An 18,833-nucleotide genomic window follows, 5' to 3' on the forward strand; every position below is an offset into this window, starting at 1 on the left:
TTGATGTTTCATGAACAATGGCTTTGCTATCCGATATACAGGTAGGTGTAAAGACTTGTTCATGCAAAATATTCGGGATCTCCCAAAGCACACTTCACTTGGAAGCCTGTCCAGCGGGTTTATCGCGTGGCTGTTTGGCGTGACGGGCCCACTTCTGATTGTGCTGCAAGCCGCAACCACCGGCCACTTGAGCAACGGCCAAGTGACATCGTGGATCTTTGGCATTTACGCCATCCCCGGCCTGCTCACACTGCTGCAGACATTGATGTTTCGTCAACCCATCGGCTACGCATTTTCCATTCCCGGCGCCGTGTTGGTTGGCGGTACGCTGGCGCACCATTCGCTCTCCCAAGTCGTCGGAGCCTACATCGTAACAGGAACTGCCATTTTTCTCTTAGGCGCATCGGGCATTGTCGGCAAAGTGATGAAGATTTTGCCCATGCCGGTCATGATGGGTATGGTTTCAGGCGTGTTGCTTCCGTTTGGTATAGGTTTGTTCAAATCGATTCTCAGCTCACCGCTCGTGAACGGCATTCCTCTGGTCGTCTTCTTGTTGCTGTCTTATTTCCCGGGTATCGCAAAGAAATGCCCGCCTATTTTAGGTGCAATCGTTGCGACGGTCGTTACCCTGTATTTGTCCCATTCTTTTCACGCCGGCTCGGTGACAGCGGGAATCGCGCGGCCGGAATTGATTGAGCCGACTTGGAACCTGTCTACGATAGGGCAGCTCGTGCTCCCGCTCGCATTGACTGTCATCGCAATTCAAAACGCGCAGGGGATCGCGGTCTTGGAAAGTGAGCAGTACCAACCTCCAATCAACTCGATGACCCGCTGGAGCGGCATCAGTTCCGTCGTTACCAGCTTTTTCGGCGCCCACACATTATGCGTCGCTGGTCCAATGACTGCCTTGTTAGCTGGTGAAACATCCGGTCCAAAACAATCGAGATACACCGCCGGTGTACTGCTTGGCGTACTATCTGTTCTGTTTGGACTGTTTGCGCCGATCGCTGCGTCCATCCCAAGCATGATTCCCACCTCGACCATTTCCATGCTGGGAGGAATCGCGATGATCTCTGTCCTGACAGACTCGCTGCACATGAGTTTCCACGGCAAGTTCAAGAAGAGTGCCTTGTTTTCATTCTTGATTACAGTTTCGGGCATTTCGATTGTGCATATTGGAGCCCCATTCTGGGGGCTTGTAGGCGGTACGTGTGTATCGTATGTGCTCGAGCGGAAGGACTATCAAGCTGCGGGGACTGCGACGAACGGTGACTCCCTCGTATAAAAAGGTGGCTGATGCGTCTTTGCATCAGCCACCTGAGTCCCACTGCGCACCCAATATTTCGAATGAGTGCATGTGCCCATCACCAAATCTCTATTTGTGTAATAAACTTGTAGCGGTTGGTTTAACGTCCTTCGATACCTCCTCCGGCAAGAGGATGAGCAGCGCCAGAATGACGCGGACGGCGCAAAAGAAGGCAGCTGTGTACTGACACCGTTTCTTAAATCTGCCCTCGGGGAGAACATGGATCACGCTGAAAATGGTGAGAAATACAAACGCCGTCTCCTTCATATGGCGATCAAAAGATACGTCTGCCTTCATCATGGCCTCCCTTCTGCTACAATCGCATTCAGCATATTCCGAGTTCCGTCTTCACGACAGGGGCAGACAAGCTATGCCGAAATCAGAATAGGAATGGTCGGAGTACAATTGAGCAACCTAGGAACAAATCACTCACATCACTCATTGAAGGAGCATCGCGATGCCCTCCGACCAGGCTCAATCTCTACATCAACTGACGACAGCTCAAAGAAATCTCAACAGTTCGTGGGCACATTATTGGATCTTGTACTCCAACCCATCCACGTGGCAATTCTGGCTCAACGTCTTGTTAATCGTCGGGCCGCTGGTTGTGCTGTACTTTGCGTTAGATCGAAAAAAAGCCCTTTTGATCGGGTTTTACGGATTCAATGTGCATGTATGGTTTGGCTACATTGATTCCCTCGGCGCATCTCACTCACTGTGGGCCTATCCATTCAGAGTGATTCCGTTCCTCCCGATCAGCTTCGCCCTAGACGTTGCCTTGGTTCCAACCGTCTACATGCTGGTGTACCAATGGACAATCAACCACGACAAAAATTACTACCTCTACGCAACTGTAACCAGCGGGATCTTCGCCTTTGCCTTCAAGCCCTTCATCACGTCGCTGAGTCTTTTCCAAATGTACAGATGGATGAACTACGCATATCTGTTCGTCGGGTACTTGGTTGTCATGCTCATCTCCAAGTTATTGACGGACCTATTTCTATACTTCACGAACCATCCGCGACGGCGCGGCAGGCATCACATCTCGCTCAAAGCCGCCCGCAGAGGCCGCATCGCGAACGTGAGATGATGGGCCTACAACAGAAACAAACGTATCAAGACTGCCGCGAGACAAGCGCTAATCGGGATCGTAATCAACCACGCGACAACGATGCGGCCAGCGACTCCCCAATGGACTTGGTTTGCCCGCTTGGCCGTCCCCGTCCCCATGATGGCGGACGAAATGACGTGCGTCGAACTGACCGGCAGCTTTAATAACGTGAAGCCGAAGATGATGGCGGAACTGGTCAAATCGGAAGCAAATCCGTTGATCGGCTCGATGCGGATGATCTTCGATCCGACCGTCTTGATGATTCTCCATCCCCCTGTAGCCGTACCAACACCCATGGCCAACGCGCATAAGATCTTGACCCAAAGCGGGACGTTCATCGTCGATTGCAATCCGCCGGCGATTAGCGCGAAGGTGATCACACCCATCGTTTTTTGCGCGTCGTTCGTTCCATGCATGAAAGCCTGTGCTGCTGCGGAAAAACACTGAAGTGTCCGGAATGGCCGATTGGCCCGATGCGGCGACATGCCGCCGAACAGAACGCGAAATATCCCCATAATGACGAAACCGAGCGCGAACGCGATGAGTGGCGAGATCACCAAAGCTTCGATAATCGATGTGAAGCCATGATAATCGATGGCTCGCAAGCCGTCCGCGCCAACCACTGCTCCTGCAAGTCCGCCGATTAACGCATGTGACGATGAACTTGGGATTCCAAAATACCACGTCAGCAGATTCCAGCCGATCGCCGCAACGAGTGCCGCCAACACGACGAGCGTGCCATGCTGAATGGCCAGCGGATTGGCAATCTGACCTCCAATCGTCTTGGCGACACCTGTGAACGTGAGCGCACCGACAAGATTCATCGACCCCGCGAGCAGCACGGCTGCCCGAGGCGAGAGCGCCCGCGTGGATACGCTCGTGGCAATGGCGTTGGCTGTATCATGAAAGCCATTGGTGAAATCAAAGCACAGCGCTAAAAGAACAATCAACACGATGACAATTGTGATCACGACACACCTCTATGCATTTTTCAAAATCACGGATTCGAGCACATCGGCGACATCCTCGCAGCGATCCGTCACATCCTCAAGAATTTCGTATATCTCCTTCATCTTCATAATTTCGATGGCGTCCCGGCACTCTGCGAACAGGGATCTGAGTGCCGCGTGCAACAATTGATCTCCCCGCTTCTCCAGGATGTTCAAATTCTTGATATGTTCGCGAATGGGCATCAGCTTGCGCTCATTCAGCTTGCGAATCGCCGCCGTGATTTCCAAAGAACAGGCGTGGATGACTTTCGCAAATTCCACCATCGTTGGCGTCGCGTGTTCAACACCGTATAAGCTGAAGCGAACGTTGCACGCGTAGATGCCGTCGACGATGTCATCGAGCGTCACTGCCAGTGTCACATAGTCCTCACGCTCCAGTGGCGTGATGTATGTATTGTTCAGCAGCGTGAACAGTTTGCTGATGAGATCGTCCCCCTTTTCCTCAAACGCCTTCATGTGATTCGTCAAGGTGCCAAAGTCGGGAGACTCTAACAATTCGTTCTCGAACGCCTGCGTTGCGACGTCGATATTTTCTGCGATTTGGACCAAATAGTTAAACAACTGTTGGCTTCTCTTCGACACGATTTATCCTCCGTCGACATGAATCGTTAAGAAACGTCATTATTATCGCAAAGAATACGTTGTGGAAATGTTAAGTTTGTGTAAATTTCTTCGACTGATGATTCTTTCAGTGTGCTCATAATGTCGCAGCTCGATAACCTTCCGCTGAACATGACAAAGATCCGCCCTTCACCGAAGTGGCGGATCCCCTGTGCGAACTCCATCGTTTGTCATTCGCAGTACACATGAACACGTGTGGCTTTACGACTTGATCGCGCCAGCTGTCGCCCCTTGAATAAAGTAGCGCTGGAAGAGCAGAAACGCGATGATGAGCGGCGCCGCCGCAATCAAAACACCAGCGGCCAACAACGTCCACTGGCTGGCAGAAGTTCCGTAAAACACAAACAATCCTCGCGACAGTGGAAATAGTGACGGGGTGGCCAAGAATACGACAGGTCCGATGAGATCGTTCCAGATTTGAATGCCTGCGTAAATTCCCATGGTTGCAAATGCGGGCCGTGCAAGCGGTCCGACAATCGTGAACAAATAACGAAGATACCCGCATCCATCAATCACGGCGCTTTCATCCAACTCGCGCGGAATCGTTCGAAAATAGCCTACGAAGAGAAAAAATCCAAACACCATAGCGTCTTCGATATGCAGGATGATGTACCCCGGTCGGTTATTGTAGAGGTGGAGCATACGAGCTTCGATGAATAGCGGAATCACAGCGACCGGAAAAAACATCCCTGACGTGAGCAGAACATGCAGTTGGCGAGCCCATCTGACGTATTGGCGAGAAATCGGAAACGCGAGGAACAGGCTTAACATGAGCGCGATGACGGTCGGAACGACTGTGTACAGGACTGAATTGAGAAAATACTCGCCCATGGAAGCCTGCTGCCAAGCCTGCGCAAAGTTGCTCCAGCTAAAAGGGTGAGGCAGAGACATCGAATTGGTCAAAAACTGACTCTCTGTCTCCAGCGAGATATTCGCCAAAAAGACGAGCGGACCAAAGTACAGAATGATGACGACCAACCCGAGCGTGAACAGGTATCTCCACCAGTCGTGCGAGAAGCGGCGACGAATCGGCTTCACGACATGGCCTCCTCCCTACGCGCCAGATACTTTTGCAGGGCCAGGACAACGACAATGGTCAGAACGAACTGAATCATGCCGATTCCGGCGCCGATACCCAAATTGCTTGAGCCCTGGAACGCCGTATTGAACATGTACATTCCGAGTGTATTGGTGTTGTTTACGCCATCGGTCAGGACGTATATGAGGTCATACGTTCGGAGCGATCCCGCCGCTGCCAAAATCACGCCGACCGTGAGACTGGGTGCAATCATCGGAAATGTGACCTTCCAAAAATTCAGCCAGTTTGACGCCCCGTCGATTCTGGCGGCTTCACCGAGTTCTACGGGCACCGTATTGATTCCAGCAATGTAGACAATCGTCGTAAAGCCGAGATTCGCCCAAATTTGCACGAATATCACGAGCGGTAACGCGAAGCGACTCGAACCAAAAAACGCGGACGACGTGCCGAAGAGACTTAGAATTCCTGCAGCAGGTCCACCCGAAGGTGCGAATATCAGCGACCACATCAATCCGATTATCGTCACGCCTAGAACCGCAGGCATAAATACCAGCGTTCTGAAGAACTTGACGCCAGGAAATTTCTTGGTCAACACATGGGCCATCCAGAGCGCGATCGCGTTTTGCAAGACGGTGACACTCGCTGCAAAGATCAGTGTATCTTTCAACGATTGAAGGACGCCCTGGGCGTTGTCGACAAAGATGTGGATGTAATTGCTCACACCGACAAATGAGGCAGGAATGCCTGGTATCGCGGTGAAATTCGTGAAAGAGATAATCAACGTCGAGATCGACGGCACGATACCAAACAGGCAAAAGACGACGAATCCCGGAATCATGGTCAGGTAAATGACCAGTTTCTGTCTTCCCGCAAAGACGTTGTTCAATGGCGACACCCCTTATCGGCGAATCACAGGCGTGTTTTCGGGTAGATATCGTCAATCGAGGAGAATGCGCGGTCGATCTCCGGATGCGGAGCCCCGCACAAGGGCTCCGCCAACAACGGTCCTTCACCCCGTCACGACGAAGCTTGATTCTGCGATTGCTGATACTCCTGCGCCAACTTCGCCGGGGACACCGAGCCTTGAAGCATCTTCAACTGTTCCGACCAGAAGTTGTTGGATTGCAAATAGTACGGGCCGTTTGGAATCAGCCAGTCCGCTGTCTGATTGATGACCCTTCCTTTTCCAAACCACTTGCCCATAATTGTGGCCGCATTGCTTTTGAACGTTCCGCTCTCACTCGGAGAAATACCAGTTGCGTCGACATATTGACTGTAAATATTCGGGGAAGAGAAAAATTGCAACCACTTCTCGGCGAGCGCCTTGTGCTTGCTATTGTTCAACACGACCCAAGTCAAGTCAGGATTGGACACCGAGTTGTTGTCAGACGCGACATTCGATCCCGGCAGTGGGAAGTAGCCGATTTGCATCTTGGGGTTCGCCTGAAGGACCGACGCGAGATCCCAAGACCCATCCAACAACATGGCGGATTTGCCTGCCACAAACTCGCCAGGCATCTGTTGCCAGTTCTCACCCGCATAGTTGTTTTCGAGATAATTTGAAGCAATTTGTTTTTCTTCCGTAAACGCAGTGATCATCTTGGGATTGGTCCATTTGATCTTGCCCGCCGCCAAAGCCGCGCTGGCACTTGCGTTGCCAAGACTGGAAGCCAGCAGATCCTGCATCAGGGGATACATCATGAACTCCAAATAGAACGTCGCCCCATTGCCGATTCCGGTCCAGATTGGCGTCACGCCGTGAGATTTCAAGGTTTTGCAGACGTTGATAAATTGGGCGTAGGTTGTCGGTACTTTCAGGTTATATTTTTTGAAAATCGCCTTGTTGTAAAAGATGCCGGTCTGATACACGCCAGTCACAAGCCCATAATCTTTGCCCTGATACGCTGCGGCCGACAAATCGTTCTTGTTGAACTTTGAGAGCCACGGCTGACCGTTCAGGGGCGCGAAGACATGATTGGCCGCCCATTCCTGGACCACGCTCATGTTGTCCGTCGTCATTTTCTGTGGCATCGGCTCGAACGGCTCAATCGCCATAATATCCGCCGTTCCCCCCTGGACGGAGGTCTGCTCCAACGTGGTGTAACCTGCCTGATCGTTGGCAGCTGTGAGGAGGTTTACTTTCACGCCATATTTCGCTTCGAATTCTTTGTCAATTTTTTGCACGGCTGATACAGCGGGCGGATTCACCCACATCGTAATGGTCAACGGCCCATTGTCCGTACTCGCGGACGCGTTTCCAGACCCGTGGATCGCGTTCCCGGTGGTACCCGCATCCACTTCGGAAACGACAAGTCCGCTTGCCAAAGCGAGAACCGCCAGTGGAGCAACCGTTTTGACAAGTTTCTTTCCCTTCATAAATATCCCCCCAAACCTACTATTCGACTGGACTCGATATGGACTTTGTCGAACGAATTTTAGATAGTATACAAACCGTTTGCACAAAATAGACGAGTGGTTTTGCAAATTTTTCTATACCAACTATGAAATTTGCAACGTTGTTTTTGATATTACGTGTTCCAAGTGCGGAAGTCTGGCGTATAATACCCGACGTACAGGTATCATCTGTCCGCATTATCTGGGCAATCTTTGATGATGAACGGGTACCTTATACCTACAATCGGGTCATCGGGAGAATCCATCATTGATTACGACATTGAAGCGATTCTTAATTGGACGTCCGCTGAAAACGCGCGAACTCAACAGTGCGAAAATTGGTGTTTTGAAAGGTATGGCGGTCATGACACCAGACGCCCTGTCGAGCGTCGCCTACGCGACGGACCAAATGGAACTAGTTCTTATGGTTTTGATCACGGCTGCAAGTACCAAGGCCTATATCTCGAACGTACTGGGTTTTTCGATGCTCGGAACGTTCATCATTATCGCGCTGGCTTTTCTGTTGTATTTGGCCTATCGCAACATTATTCGCCATTACCCTCAGGGTGGCGGCGCTTTCGCGATCGGCTTGAACGACCTCGGAAAGCTTTGGGGGTTGTCCGCCGCATCGACATTGATCGTCGGATATACATTGACGGTATCGGTCTCCATCGCCGCCGCGATCGACGCGATTGGGCCCGTGGTGCCTTTGATTGGCCACCATAAGCTGCTGTTCAACGTGATTCTCATCCTCATCATCATGATGGTGAATCTCCGCGGAACCAGCGAATCGGCCAATGTGTTTGTCCCATTTACCTACATCTTTATCGGATCGATTCTGCTCATTGGCGTGACGGCGTTCATCAGCGGGATCGCACACCCATCGTCGATTCATGTCGCGTCTCTCTCTGGCATGCATACGGTCCAAGGCATGACCACATTTCTCTTCTTGAAAATGTTTGCGAGCGGCTGCAGCGCGCTCACCGGAATTGAAGCGGTATCGAACTCGGTGCCTGTCTTCAAAGAACCCTCGCCGAAGAGAGCGCAGCGCTTGCTGCTATCCCTCGTGGTGACGTTGAGCATCCTGTTCCTCATCGTTTCCGGAACAGCGATGCTACACGGCCTCACCTACAATCCAGACGTTCCTTTGATTAACCAGGAGTCCATTCTGTTGTTTGGAACGCATGGTTTCGGGTACATCATTACCGTCGTCATTTCGATCTCGACGATGTCCATCTTGGCGATTGCCGCAAACACGGCCTTCACCGGTTGCCCGGCATTGTGGTCTTCCATGGCCAGGCACCAGTTTATGCCGCGCTGGGTGTTGCATAAGGGAGATCGATTGGTCTACAGCAATGGCATCTTGTTTCTGACCGCAATTTCACTCGTGCTCACCATCGCCTTTCGCGGCAAAGTCACGAATTTGATGCCTTTGTACGCTGTGTCCGTGTTTTACACGTTCACCGTCTCGCAGTTGGGCATGGTCGTTCGGATCTTTCGGGAACGCAAGGGCAAATGGATCATTCAAGCGTTGGGGAGCACATGCGGCCTCGTCTTGACGGCGTCAGCATGCCTCATCTTCGGAATCACGCGATTTACCGACGGCGCATGGCTTGTGGTTGTTTGCGTTCCGTTGATGGTGATCATGTTCAGCAAAATCCAGTCGCACTACAACCAGATTCGCGAGGACTTGAAATACGACTTTTCTCGTCCTCTCTTGTTGGACAGACAGACGATCACACTCGTCCCAATCGCGTCCATCAACAAATCGTCCGTCCACGCCCTTGAATACGCGATCGCCAACTTCAAAAACGTGGTCGCAGTATCTGTGATTGCCAACAACAGTGCGGAAGAGGCGGATGAGGCGGAACGCAAGCTGCGAGAACAGTGGGATAGATTGAACCCGGGAATTCGGCTCATTGTGCTCCATTCCCAGTATCGCTCTGTGGCGCGCCGCTTGCTTCGGTTTGTCAATCTCGAGCTGGACTTTTACGACCCGGAGGATATCACGGTTGTGGTTCCGCAATTCATCACGAAGCGATGGTGGCACAAATTGCTGCACAACAAGACTGGAAGTTTGTTGATGGCGTGGCTGGTCGTACGAAAGTCGGTCAAAGTGATTACGGTTCCATACAGACTCCCTCGATAAAGGATTGATGTGGACAAATCGGTGCAAACTTTGGTTTTCTCCACATCTTTTCCACCAACGGGCCAATGAAACGACGTACTCTGAAAACGTCTCGAATTTACCCCATCGAAATGAGGCCACTGCCTGGACGGCAGTGGTCGCTTTTTCAAGTGATTTATCTGGCTCTGACTCAATCACGATTGCCCGACTAAGGCCTGCTCAACGCGCGGGCTCGGTTCCGATTCGCTGTCTTCAAGCGCTTGCGTGGCCTCGACGATTCGCTCGTGAAGCTCCTTCTCATACGACTTGGCCACCTCTGCCGACCAATCGAAATGTCGTGTCATATATTGCATCACCGCCGTTTGCCAACGACGCAGCCAAGCGATGTCGAAATAGAGCGCGCCTGTCCGGCGAATGAAAAAGTCGGAGGGCGTCGCGACCATTTCGTGATCGATCCCGTATCGCAAAGCGCCGTACACTTCCAGCGACAATCCGTTCTCCTCGGCTTCCTCGCGGCCATTTCGGATGATGTCGAAGACGATGTCCACATTGGTGCCGTAACGATGTGCCAATCGCTCCGCCTCGAACTGCGTCAAACCGAGTTCTACACCAGCCTGGGTCTTGTCCGCGAGGTACGCGGGCATGTTCTTCGATCCGCCGAACTTCCCGCCCGAATACTCGATATGGTCGGTTTCACACGGCCGAAACGTTCTTCCGGACTCTGTACTCAATTCGTCTGCCACCATCGTGACAACCTTGTCCGCCATTTTGCGATACCCAGTGAGTTTTCCGCCGGCGATCGTGAAGAGCCCGCTCGGAGAACGAAACACTTCGTCCTTGCGCGAAATCTCCGACGGATCCTTGCCTTCCTCGTGAATCAACGGTCGGACGCCGGCCCAGCTGCTCTCGACATCGTCAGCCGTGAGTTTGACCGACGGAAACATGTAGTTGACACATTCAATCAGATAATCTCGATCCGCCCTGGTCATCCGCGGATGCACGAGATCGCCTTTGTAGTTCGTATCGGTCGTACCGATGTACGTTTTGCCTTCGCGCGGAATGGCAAAGATCATTCGCCCATCCGGCACGTCGAAGTAGACGGAGTTGTGCAGTGGGAACCGCTTGCCATCCACGACGATATGGACGCCCTTGGTGTGATGGAGCGTCTTCCCTTGTTTGGAGTGGTCCATCTCTCGGAGAGCATCCACCCACGGTCCGGTGGCGTTGACCACTTTGCGAGCGCGAATCTGATACGTTTCACCGGTCAACAGATCCGCTGCTTCGACACCGCAAACCTTCCCGTCCTCGTACAGCAGCTTGGTCGCTTTCGTATAATTGAGCGCCAACGCACCGCGAGCGGCCGCTTCTTTGACAATCTCCAACGTCAATCGTGCGTCGTCCGTCCGATACTCGACATAATAGCCGCCGCCTTTGAGGATGTCCCTGCGCAATAGCGGCTCCTTCGCCAAGGTCTCCTCGACATTCAGCATTTGCCTGCGTTCGGATCGTTTCACACCCGCCAGCCGATCGTACAGGTAAATTCCAAACGAACTGGCGAGTTTTCCATACGTGCCACCCTTGACGATGGGCAGCAACATCCAGACAGGCGTCGTAATGTGCGGGCCGTTCTCGTAGACGATCGCCCGCTCCTTGCCGACTTCCGCCACGAGTCCGACCTCAAACTGCTTGAGATAGCGCAGACCTCCATGAACCAATTTCGTGGATCGGTTGGATGTGCCTGAAGCGAAGTCCTGCATCTCAATGAGACCCGTGCGGATACCGCGAACGTGCGCGTCGAGCAAAATGCCCGCCCCGGTAATGCCTCCTCCGATCACGAGCAGGTCGAGCGTTCCATCTGTCATCTGTTGCTTGATCTGGTCTCGATTGTGAACTGAAAATGCGTTTGTCATGTTTCGCTCACCTCTCAAATCAAAAAGACCACAAAGCAGTATGCACCTAACCCGAGCATGCATATCAGCTTGTGGTCTTCTCATCGTCTCAAACCACGCTATGAACTTGTCGGAGCCTCAAATCCCACAAGGTAATTCCCTGCTTAAACGATTCCTCTTCCATTATAACGCAGTTCGACGAATGCTGTCACCCTTCAACTTCCCACTGCATCGTCCGTTTGACCGCTTTCTGCCATCCCTTGTACAACTGCCTGCGCGTCGCTTCATCCATTTGAGGTTCGAAGGTGCGATCGAGATCGCCCGTCTTCGAAACTTCTTCCTTGGTCCAGAATCCGACACCGATGCCGGCCAAATACGCTGCGCCGAGGGCAGTCGACTCTGTGATTCGTGGACGTTCGACGGGTACGCCGAGAATGTCGGCCTGGAATTGCATGAGCAAATTGTTGGCCACAGCGCCCCCGTCGACGCGCAGCGCTTTGAGGACAATGCCGGAATCCGCTTGCATCGCGTCGATAATGTCTTTGGTTTGGTACGCCAGTGAATCGAGCGTGGCGCGGATGATGTGCTCCTTCGTCGATCCGCGCGTCAGACCGAAAATTGCGCCCCGTGCGTACATATCCCAATACGGGGCTCCAAGTCCAGCAAACGCGGGTACCACATACATGCCGTTCGCATCGTCGACTTTTGAGGCAAAGTATTCAGAGTCGACGGCGCTGTCGAAGAACTTCATGCCGTCTCGCAGCCATTGAATCGCAGCGCCAGCGATGAAAACGCTGCCTTCGAGGGCATACGTCACCTTGCCGTCGACGCCCCAAGCGATGGTGGTCAACAGACCGGACTTCGAGTCCACTGGCTGTTCACCAGTGTTCATCAGCATGAAGCAACCCGTGCCGTAGGTGTTTTTCACCATGCCAGGTTCGAAGCACGTCTGGCCGAACAGGGCCGCCTGTTGATCGCCCGCGATCCCGGCAATCGGGATGTTTGCGCCGCCAAATGTGCGTTCGTCGGTATGACCATACACCTCGCTCGACGGACGTACCACGGGCAGCATCGCACGCGGGATACCCAGTTCGTTCAAAAGTTCATCATCCCAGTCGAGCGTGTGAATGTTGAATAGCATCGTGCGCGCCGCGTTCGTATAGTCGGTGATATGAACCTTGCCTCGAGTCAGGTTCCAGACCAACCAACTGTCGACGGTTCCAAACAGCAATTCGCCGCGAGCTGCGCGTTCGCGTGCGCCTTCGACGTGATCGAGAATCCATTTCACCTTGGTGCCTGAGAAATACGCGTCGACGACCAGGCCCGTCTTCTCACGAATGGGTTCGGTAAGACCGCGTTCCTTCAATGCGTCGCAGATGGACGCAGTCCGCCGGTCCTGCCACACGATCGCGTTATACACCGGCTTCCCGCTTTCCTTATCCCACACAATGGTCGTTTCGCGCTGATTGGTGATTCCAATCGCGGCGACTTCGTCAGGGGAAACGCCAGATTTCTCGAGCACCTCGCGCGCCACGCCGCTCTGCGTGCCCCAGATTTCCATCGGATCGTGCTCAACCCAGCCTGGCTTCGGGTAGATTTGCGTGAACTCTTTCTGAGCCACGCTGTGGATGTTGCCGCTCTTGTCGAACAGGATGGCGCGGGAGCTGGTGGTACCTTGATCGAACGCCAGAACATACGACTTTGTCATCATTCTCTCATCCCTTCTAACCGCATCGATTGCGATACAAGCTTATACGCCGTGTGACACTTGATGATCACTTGCCGTCTTCGCGGCGCTCTCCGCTTTGGCGAGTGCACGCTCAAGGAGGGTTTTTTCAATGAACCATCGATATACATACACGGCCAATCCGCCGCCGAGCAACGGACCCACGATCGGCACCCACCAGTATCCGAGCGGGCCGGGAAACGCGTTGTGTCCATAGCCGGCAAGCCAAGCGAACAAGCGTGGTCCAAAGTCGCGCGCCGGATTGATGGCGTACCCTGCGTCCACGCCAAACGACATGCCGATCGCGGCGACCGCGATGCCCACCATAAACGGGCCCATGTTGCCAACCACACCGAGGTTCTTCATGTCGTTGATGCCTAAGATGAACAGAAGCAGGAACATCGTTCCTAGGATCTGGTCCAACAACGGTCCCCAGAGATGCGCGAAATACGGTGCCGGGCTCGTTGCAAAGATGCCGAACGTTGAGCCGCCGCCCGCGCCGGCGAGTGTCGCGATGTGATGCTGAAGATCGAACGCGTCGATCGCTCGATAATAATTCCACCAGACGATGGCAGCGCCTGCAAATGCCCCGATAATCTGGGCGATGGAATACGGAATCAACTTGCGCCAGGGCAAATCTCCTTTGATGGCCATGGCGAAAGAGACAGCCGGATTCAGATGCGCACCGCTGACGCCGCCCGTGACATACACGGCAAGGGCGACGGCGAACGCCCAGCCCCACGTGATCAGCAGCCAGCTCCCCCCGAGATTTGGCGGTGTCCTGCCAGATTCGGTCAGCCCCACGACAGCGACAGCGACCACACCATCGCCGAACGCAATCAAAATCAACGTTCCAAAGAACTCAGCAATCAGTTCTCCAAGCATCGTGCTGCGCCAGCTCTTTTTTCTGACAACTGTCGACAAGCCGATCCCTCCATTCAGTCACTCATGTTGTCGAGTTCAATCTGATGAGCGAGATAGCCTTGAACTACCTCCCCAATCCAGAACTCCATTGCCCAAGCAAGCAAAAAGACGGCGCAATCGTAGACCTAGTAGGCCTTAAATTGCTGCCGTCTCCATAACTCAAGGGCAAACTTTGAACTTGGTGAGAGTATACAACGAGCGTCGACGTTTGTAAAGCGCTTTCATCCAAAAAATGTTCAAGGTGCCAACGCACACAGGCCTCAATCGAGGCGTGACTGGTGTGCGGAAGCACGTGCATCCTTCGGTTTCACGTCATAGTCCCACAATTCCTTTCTCGACGTGGTAATCGCTGTCGCGCCAACCGCTACAACGGCGTCGACTTCCTCTCGCGTCCGAATAAAGCCCCCCGCCAACACAGGAATGTCGGTACTGCTTCGAACCTCCTGGATGATGTTTGGCAGCACCCCAGGCAGCACTTCCAGGTAATCAGGCTTGGAATGTTGCAATACCCGATAGCTTGTCTGAAGGCTGTGTGAATCAATCAGAAACACACGCTGAATCGCCAACACACGGTTCTTCTTCGCCGTGGCGATCACGGTCGCATGAGTGGAAATAATGCCAGCTGGTTGCACCATTTGACACAGGAATTGCGTCGCTGCTTCGTCGTGTTTCAGCCCCTGAATCAGATCCGCGTGCAATATCAGCTTCTTTTCGTTCTTCTTCGCAATGCGGACCAGACTCGGCAATTGCGCCAGGTGGGTTTCAAGCAGGATGATGTAAGCGAGGTCCCGCGTCATCAACTCTTCGAAATCCTTCATGTTCCGAACAGCGGGAAGAATGGTTTGGTTCGCAAAATGCATGCCTGTCACCCCCTCTTTCTGCGATGTTCCGATCAGCAATGGACACGATGCTTGCCCAAGCTTACTTGAGCTTACCCGAATCGTTCCAATTGCGCGATTGATGATTCGTGATTGATGATTCGTATAAGAAACAACACCACCGCAATATACCGAGGACTAGGAGTGTTTTATGCATTTTCACGAATCCGCATGACGCCTAGGAGGGCACCTTGTCTAAAGTGGCCAACAAGTTGACAATGAATGCAGACGAGGCCGCATTCCTCGCTGCCTCTTCATCGCAGCCGTCCATCAAATTTTCCATCGTGCGATGCTCCGACTGGATCCATCGCCGAACGATCAATACAATCATGGTTTGGGAAGGCAGCGAATCGCGTAAGGAGGCAATCTTGTGCACGTAGGCGCGCGAGTCATCAAAACGGGTATCGCCGTGATTTTCACGATTTATCTCAGTCGCTGGTTCAATCTGAGTTCTGGCGTTGGCTTTATTGTCGCGTCCTCCATCCTCGCGATCCAGCCTTCGATATACCGTTCTTGGCGACAGCTTCGCGATAATCTGATCGCCAACGTGATTGGCGCGACCATCGCCATCGCCGGCGTTTCTTTGCTGGGCACCCATCCAATCGTCATCGGACTATTGATTGTCATTACGATCGCGGTGAATCTGCGGCTCAGGCTGGAATCGAGTCTGGATTTGTCCCTTTTCGTCGTCGTTGCGCTCGTGTTTTACTCTTCACCCGGAAATTACCTGGTTTACGCCATCCACCGTTTTGTCTTTATCATGGTGGGCATCGCCTTTGCAACCTTGATCAACATCGTGTTGTTTCCCCCGAAAATCGAGTCGCGACTCTTCGAGGAAATTTTTTCAATCCGGGAAGAATTGTCCCTCCTTCTCCGCCTCGGAGCGACAAAGGAAATTTATCGATCGAAACGAGCGGAAGCGGATATGGAACAGAAACTGCGCAAGCTGGACAGCACATTTGAGCTGTTGAAAGAAGAACGCCGCTTCGGGAGAAGAAAATATTCGGAGCTTCGCCAACAAGTGGCCTATCGTAAACTCTTGGAAATCTTTCATCTGGAATTTAAATTACTTCGGATTATCAACGAATTCCCCGAAAAATATGACGAATTGGCAGCGCACATCGCGAATATCACGTCACTGCACGAGAAAGTCATCAACCAGTTGCGCGACGTGGTCAGATCAAATCTTGCCGAGCAGTGCGCACTGCTTCTCGACGAAAACAGTGCCCTTCGATACGCTCAAGACGAGCAATTGGCGTACGCGGCTTGGGTCGCTCGGGATCTGCTTCTCCAATTACATTGGCTGGTTCGATACGCCAAACACAGGGTATCAACGGAATAACTAACATTAGTTTACATATCCCTAACAAACACTTTGCTGTATATTTTTCTTTGTAATCATTCTGCTATTGCATTTAATTGGTTTATTATCCATACTAATAGAGCGATAGAGATAGCGCCGAACCATATTGAAAGCGCTGTCCAGCAATCTATTGGTATAAGGCAGGGGGAGACAAATGATGCGCAAGAAACTTCTGATGAGTGCCGTTGCAGCGTCCAGCGCTTTAACGTTGACGTTGTCTGGCCTTGGTGCAACCGCTTACGCTGCGACAAGCTCCAGCTCGAGCACGTTGACCATCGTGCCAAGCCCGAACGGAAACTTCTCCGACAATTTCAACCCATTCAGTCCGGGCGTCAACGACGGAACGCTCGGCAACGTGTACGAAACGATGTTCTACTTCGACAATGTGACGGGCAAACAGTGGAATCTTCTCGGCAAGAGCTTCAAATTCACGAACGGTGGTAAAACGCTTACTGTCAACTTGCAGAACAAAGCAAAATGGACAGACGGTCAGCCGTTTACGTCTGCCGACGTAGTCTTTACGTTCGACCTGATGAAGAAGTATCCCGCCATCGACACCAACGGAGTCTGGCAACAGCTCTCGAGTGTCACAGCTCACGGCAAATACCAGGTCGTCTTCCAGTTCAAAGCGCCAAACATCCCGTTCGCTCAACAGTATGTTTTGGGCTCGACCTACATCGTGCCTAAACACGAATGGCAATCGCTCGGCAATCCAGCCAAATTGAAGATCACGTATCAGAAAGCCATTGGTACCGGACCGTTCAAATTGAGTTCATTCAGCCCGCAAGACTACACGTTTACGGCGAACAAGGACTACTATAACGGCGCGCCAAAGGTCCAGACCATTAGCTATCCGGCATATTCGAGCAACCAAGCGGCGGATTTGGCCCTCGCCAGCGGACAAATCGATTGGTCCGGCATCGACATCCCGGACATCGAGACGACTTACGTAAAACAAGATCCGGCCCACAATCACTACTACTTCCCTGCTGGAAGCCCGGTCGAGTTGTATCCGAACCTGAGCAACCCGATTCTCGCTGAGCAACCCGTTCGGGAAGCCATCAGCGACGCGATCGACCGCAAGACGATCCAGACCAAAGGCGAAACCAACTACTCATTGCTGCCAGTTCCGACCAGTTTGGACATTCCGGCTCAAAAGTCCTGGCTGGCCCCGAATCTGCCAGCGTCCGACAAGACCTTCACGACCAACGACGCGAAGGCAATCAAACTCTTGGAACAGGTTGGGTTCAAAAAGGATTCCAACGGAATTTTCGCGAAGAACGGAAAGGAACTGTCCTTCCAGCTTCTTACGGTTAGTGGTTGGAGCGACTGGGACGAAGATGCACTGCTGATTGAGCAGGATCTGAAGAAGATTGGCATCAAAATTACCGTTCAGCAAGAACAGTATTCGGCGTACTACAATCTGGTGGACCCGGGCAAGGGCGTGAAGCCTCACTTCGATCTCGCCCTGTCTTGGACGAACAGCGGCCCTACGCCTTATACCATGTACTACGACATGTTGGACTCGAACGGCAACTACAACATCGAGGGATATAAGAACAGCACGGTCGACGCGGCCCTAAACGCCTTTGCGAAGACGACGAATCTTGCTCAACAAAAAGCGGACCTTGCCAAGGTCGAGAAAATTGCGGCTGAACAATTGCCGGTTATCCCGATCTTCGACGGCGAGATTTGGTACGAATACAACGATGCGCACTTTACTGGTTGGCCGACGAAGAGCAATCTGTGGATCAATCCCGCCCCGTACACGTTCCAGGCAGCGGCGATTATCCTTGACCACCTCAAGCCAGTAAACTAACTACTGCATCAATCCAATCTATTCATAGAAATGCGAGGGAATGCGATGTCAAATGCGCATTCCCTCTTCTTCTATCGAATGTGACGCAGGCGACGCGCGGGAATGGGACGGTTGTTTCGGGGACAACCGGATCGAGGGCGTATCGGATCGAGGGCAAATTAGGCGCCTCAGTGACCTTGTCGGCGCATGGAACACATCACTGCCCGTTGGGGTTATTATCTCTCCCGCCCATCGCTGGTCTCCGATAGGCGTCAGTGTGTCGGATCGGCCGCACGCGGCGTGCGGAGGTGCGCCGCGCCTCCCGCACCATAGCGGCACTTTTGTCCGCTATGGCATCGCGGCTCGCCGTCACGCGTTGCACCTCCCACCACATAACGGAACTTTTGTCCGCTATGGCGACGTGGTAAGCCGTCGCGCGTCGCGCCTCCCGCCGCATAAGGGAAGTTTTGTCCGCTACGGCGACGCGGCTCGCCGTCGCGCGTCGCGCCCACCACCGCATAAGGGAAGTTTTGTCCGCTATGGCGACGGGGCAAGCCGTCACGCGTTGCACCTCCCGCCGCATAACGGAACTTTTGTCCGCTATGGCGACGCGGCTCGCCGTCACGCGTTGCACCTCCCGCCGCAT

The 18,833-nt window shown here is 52.9% G+C and carries 16 protein-coding genes; 6 read left to right on the top strand and 10 right to left on the bottom strand.

Annotated elements, in window-relative coordinates; all coding sequences use genetic code 11:
* Positions 1-61: 61 nt before the first annotated feature.
* Positions 62-1,285, top strand: coding sequence for a benzoate/H(+) symporter BenE family transporter (locus AAC01S_RS15670; RefSeq protein WP_169794071.1), 1,224 nt, complete (start codon positions 62-64; stop codon positions 1,283-1,285).
* Positions 1,286-1,375: 90 nt separating this feature from the next.
* On the opposite strand, the gene AAC01S_RS15675 is transcribed toward AAC01S_RS15670, so the two are convergent.
* Positions 1,376-1,603: a hypothetical protein gene (locus AAC01S_RS15675; protein WP_067624569.1), complete on the bottom strand. Its 228-nt coding sequence runs from the start codon at positions 1,601-1,603 to the stop codon at positions 1,376-1,378.
* Positions 1,604-1,763: 160 nt separating this feature from the next.
* Between AAC01S_RS15675 and AAC01S_RS15680 the strand changes: the two genes are divergently transcribed.
* Positions 1,764-2,396, top strand: a complete 633-nt coding sequence (locus AAC01S_RS15680; RefSeq protein WP_174520859.1) for a CBO0543 family protein — start codon at positions 1,764-1,766, stop codon at positions 2,394-2,396.
* A 5-nt stretch (positions 2,397-2,401) separates the two neighbouring features.
* Here AAC01S_RS15680 and AAC01S_RS15685 read toward each other — a convergent pair whose 3' ends face one another.
* The 5 genes from AAC01S_RS15685 to AAC01S_RS15705 all read right to left on the bottom strand — a co-directional run bounded on the left by AAC01S_RS15685 (position 2,402) and on the right by AAC01S_RS15705 (position 7,463).
* Positions 2,402-3,385: an inorganic phosphate transporter gene (locus AAC01S_RS15685; RefSeq protein ID WP_067624603.1), complete on the bottom strand. Its 984-nt coding sequence runs from the start codon at positions 3,383-3,385 to the stop codon at positions 2,402-2,404.
* 12 nt (positions 3,386-3,397) lie between these two features.
* Positions 3,398-4,009, bottom strand: coding sequence for a DUF47 domain-containing protein (locus AAC01S_RS15690; RefSeq protein ID WP_067624571.1), 612 nt, complete (start codon positions 4,007-4,009; stop codon positions 3,398-3,400).
* Between the two features lie 240 nt (positions 4,010-4,249).
* Positions 4,250-5,086 carry a carbohydrate ABC transporter permease gene (locus tag AAC01S_RS15695; RefSeq protein WP_067624574.1) on the bottom strand — a complete coding sequence of 279 codons (837 nt, stop codon included), beginning with the start codon at positions 5,084-5,086 and terminating at the stop codon, positions 4,250-4,252.
* Positions 5,083-5,973: a carbohydrate ABC transporter permease gene (locus AAC01S_RS15700; protein ID WP_067624577.1), complete on the bottom strand. Its 891-nt coding sequence runs from the start codon at positions 5,971-5,973 to the stop codon at positions 5,083-5,085. Before AAC01S_RS15700 ends, AAC01S_RS15695 begins: the two co-directional genes overlap by 4 nt.
* A gap of 131 nt (positions 5,974-6,104) precedes the next feature.
* Positions 6,105-7,463 carry an ABC transporter substrate-binding protein gene (locus AAC01S_RS15705; RefSeq protein ID WP_067624580.1) on the bottom strand — a complete coding sequence of 453 codons (1,359 nt, stop codon included), beginning with the start codon at positions 7,461-7,463 and terminating at the stop codon, positions 6,105-6,107.
* A 286-nt stretch (positions 7,464-7,749) separates the two neighbouring features.
* Here AAC01S_RS15705 and AAC01S_RS15710 point away from each other — a divergent pair, with 286 nt between their 5' ends.
* Positions 7,750-9,630 (top strand): APC family permease, encoded by a 1,881-nt coding sequence (locus AAC01S_RS15710; protein ID WP_067624583.1) that lies wholly within the window; start codon positions 7,750-7,752, stop codon positions 9,628-9,630.
* Between the two features lie 173 nt (positions 9,631-9,803).
* Here the strand turns inward: AAC01S_RS15710 and AAC01S_RS15715 are convergent, their stop codons facing one another.
* The 4 genes from AAC01S_RS15715 to AAC01S_RS15730 all read right to left on the bottom strand — a co-directional run bounded on the left by AAC01S_RS15715 (position 9,804) and on the right by AAC01S_RS15730 (position 15,008).
* A complete protein-coding gene (locus AAC01S_RS15715) occupies positions 9,804-11,519 on the bottom strand; it encodes a glycerol-3-phosphate dehydrogenase/oxidase (RefSeq protein ID WP_067624585.1) in 1,716 nt (571 codons plus the stop codon).
* 187 nt (positions 11,520-11,706) lie between these two features.
* The gene (gene glpK, locus AAC01S_RS15720; protein ID WP_067624606.1) at positions 11,707-13,206 is read right to left on the bottom strand and encodes a glycerol kinase GlpK; all 1,500 of its coding nucleotides are present in this window, start codon (positions 13,204-13,206) and stop codon (positions 11,707-11,709) included.
* A 42-nt stretch (positions 13,207-13,248) separates the two neighbouring features.
* Positions 13,249-14,148: an MIP/aquaporin family protein gene (locus AAC01S_RS15725; protein ID WP_083511877.1), complete on the bottom strand. Its 900-nt coding sequence runs from the start codon at positions 14,146-14,148 to the stop codon at positions 13,249-13,251.
* A 260-nt stretch (positions 14,149-14,408) separates the two neighbouring features.
* The gene (locus tag AAC01S_RS15730) at positions 14,409-15,008 is read right to left on the bottom strand and encodes a glycerol-3-phosphate responsive antiterminator (protein WP_067624588.1); all 600 of its coding nucleotides are present in this window, start codon (positions 15,006-15,008) and stop codon (positions 14,409-14,411) included.
* 388 nt (positions 15,009-15,396) lie between these two features.
* Between AAC01S_RS15730 and AAC01S_RS15740 the strand changes: the two genes are divergently transcribed.
* The 3 genes from AAC01S_RS15740 to AAC01S_RS19770 all read left to right on the top strand — a co-directional run.
* Positions 15,397-16,368, top strand: a complete 972-nt coding sequence (locus AAC01S_RS15740; protein ID WP_067624594.1) for an FUSC family protein — start codon at positions 15,397-15,399, stop codon at positions 16,366-16,368.
* Positions 16,369-16,546: 178 nt separating this feature from the next.
* Complete coding sequence (locus tag AAC01S_RS15745; protein ID WP_157071224.1) at positions 16,547-18,208, top strand: ABC transporter substrate-binding protein; 1,662 nt, start codon at positions 16,547-16,549, stop codon at positions 18,206-18,208.
* A 52-nt stretch (positions 18,209-18,260) separates the two neighbouring features.
* Positions 18,261-18,833 (top strand): hypothetical protein (locus AAC01S_RS19770; RefSeq protein ID WP_217997849.1); only part of this gene is annotated, 573 nt, incomplete at its 3' end.

Origin of the sequence: Alicyclobacillus acidiphilus NBRC 100859 (assembly GCF_001544355.1) — a bacterium.
GTDB lineage: Bacteria > Bacillota > Bacilli > Alicyclobacillales > Alicyclobacillaceae > Alicyclobacillus > Alicyclobacillus acidiphilus.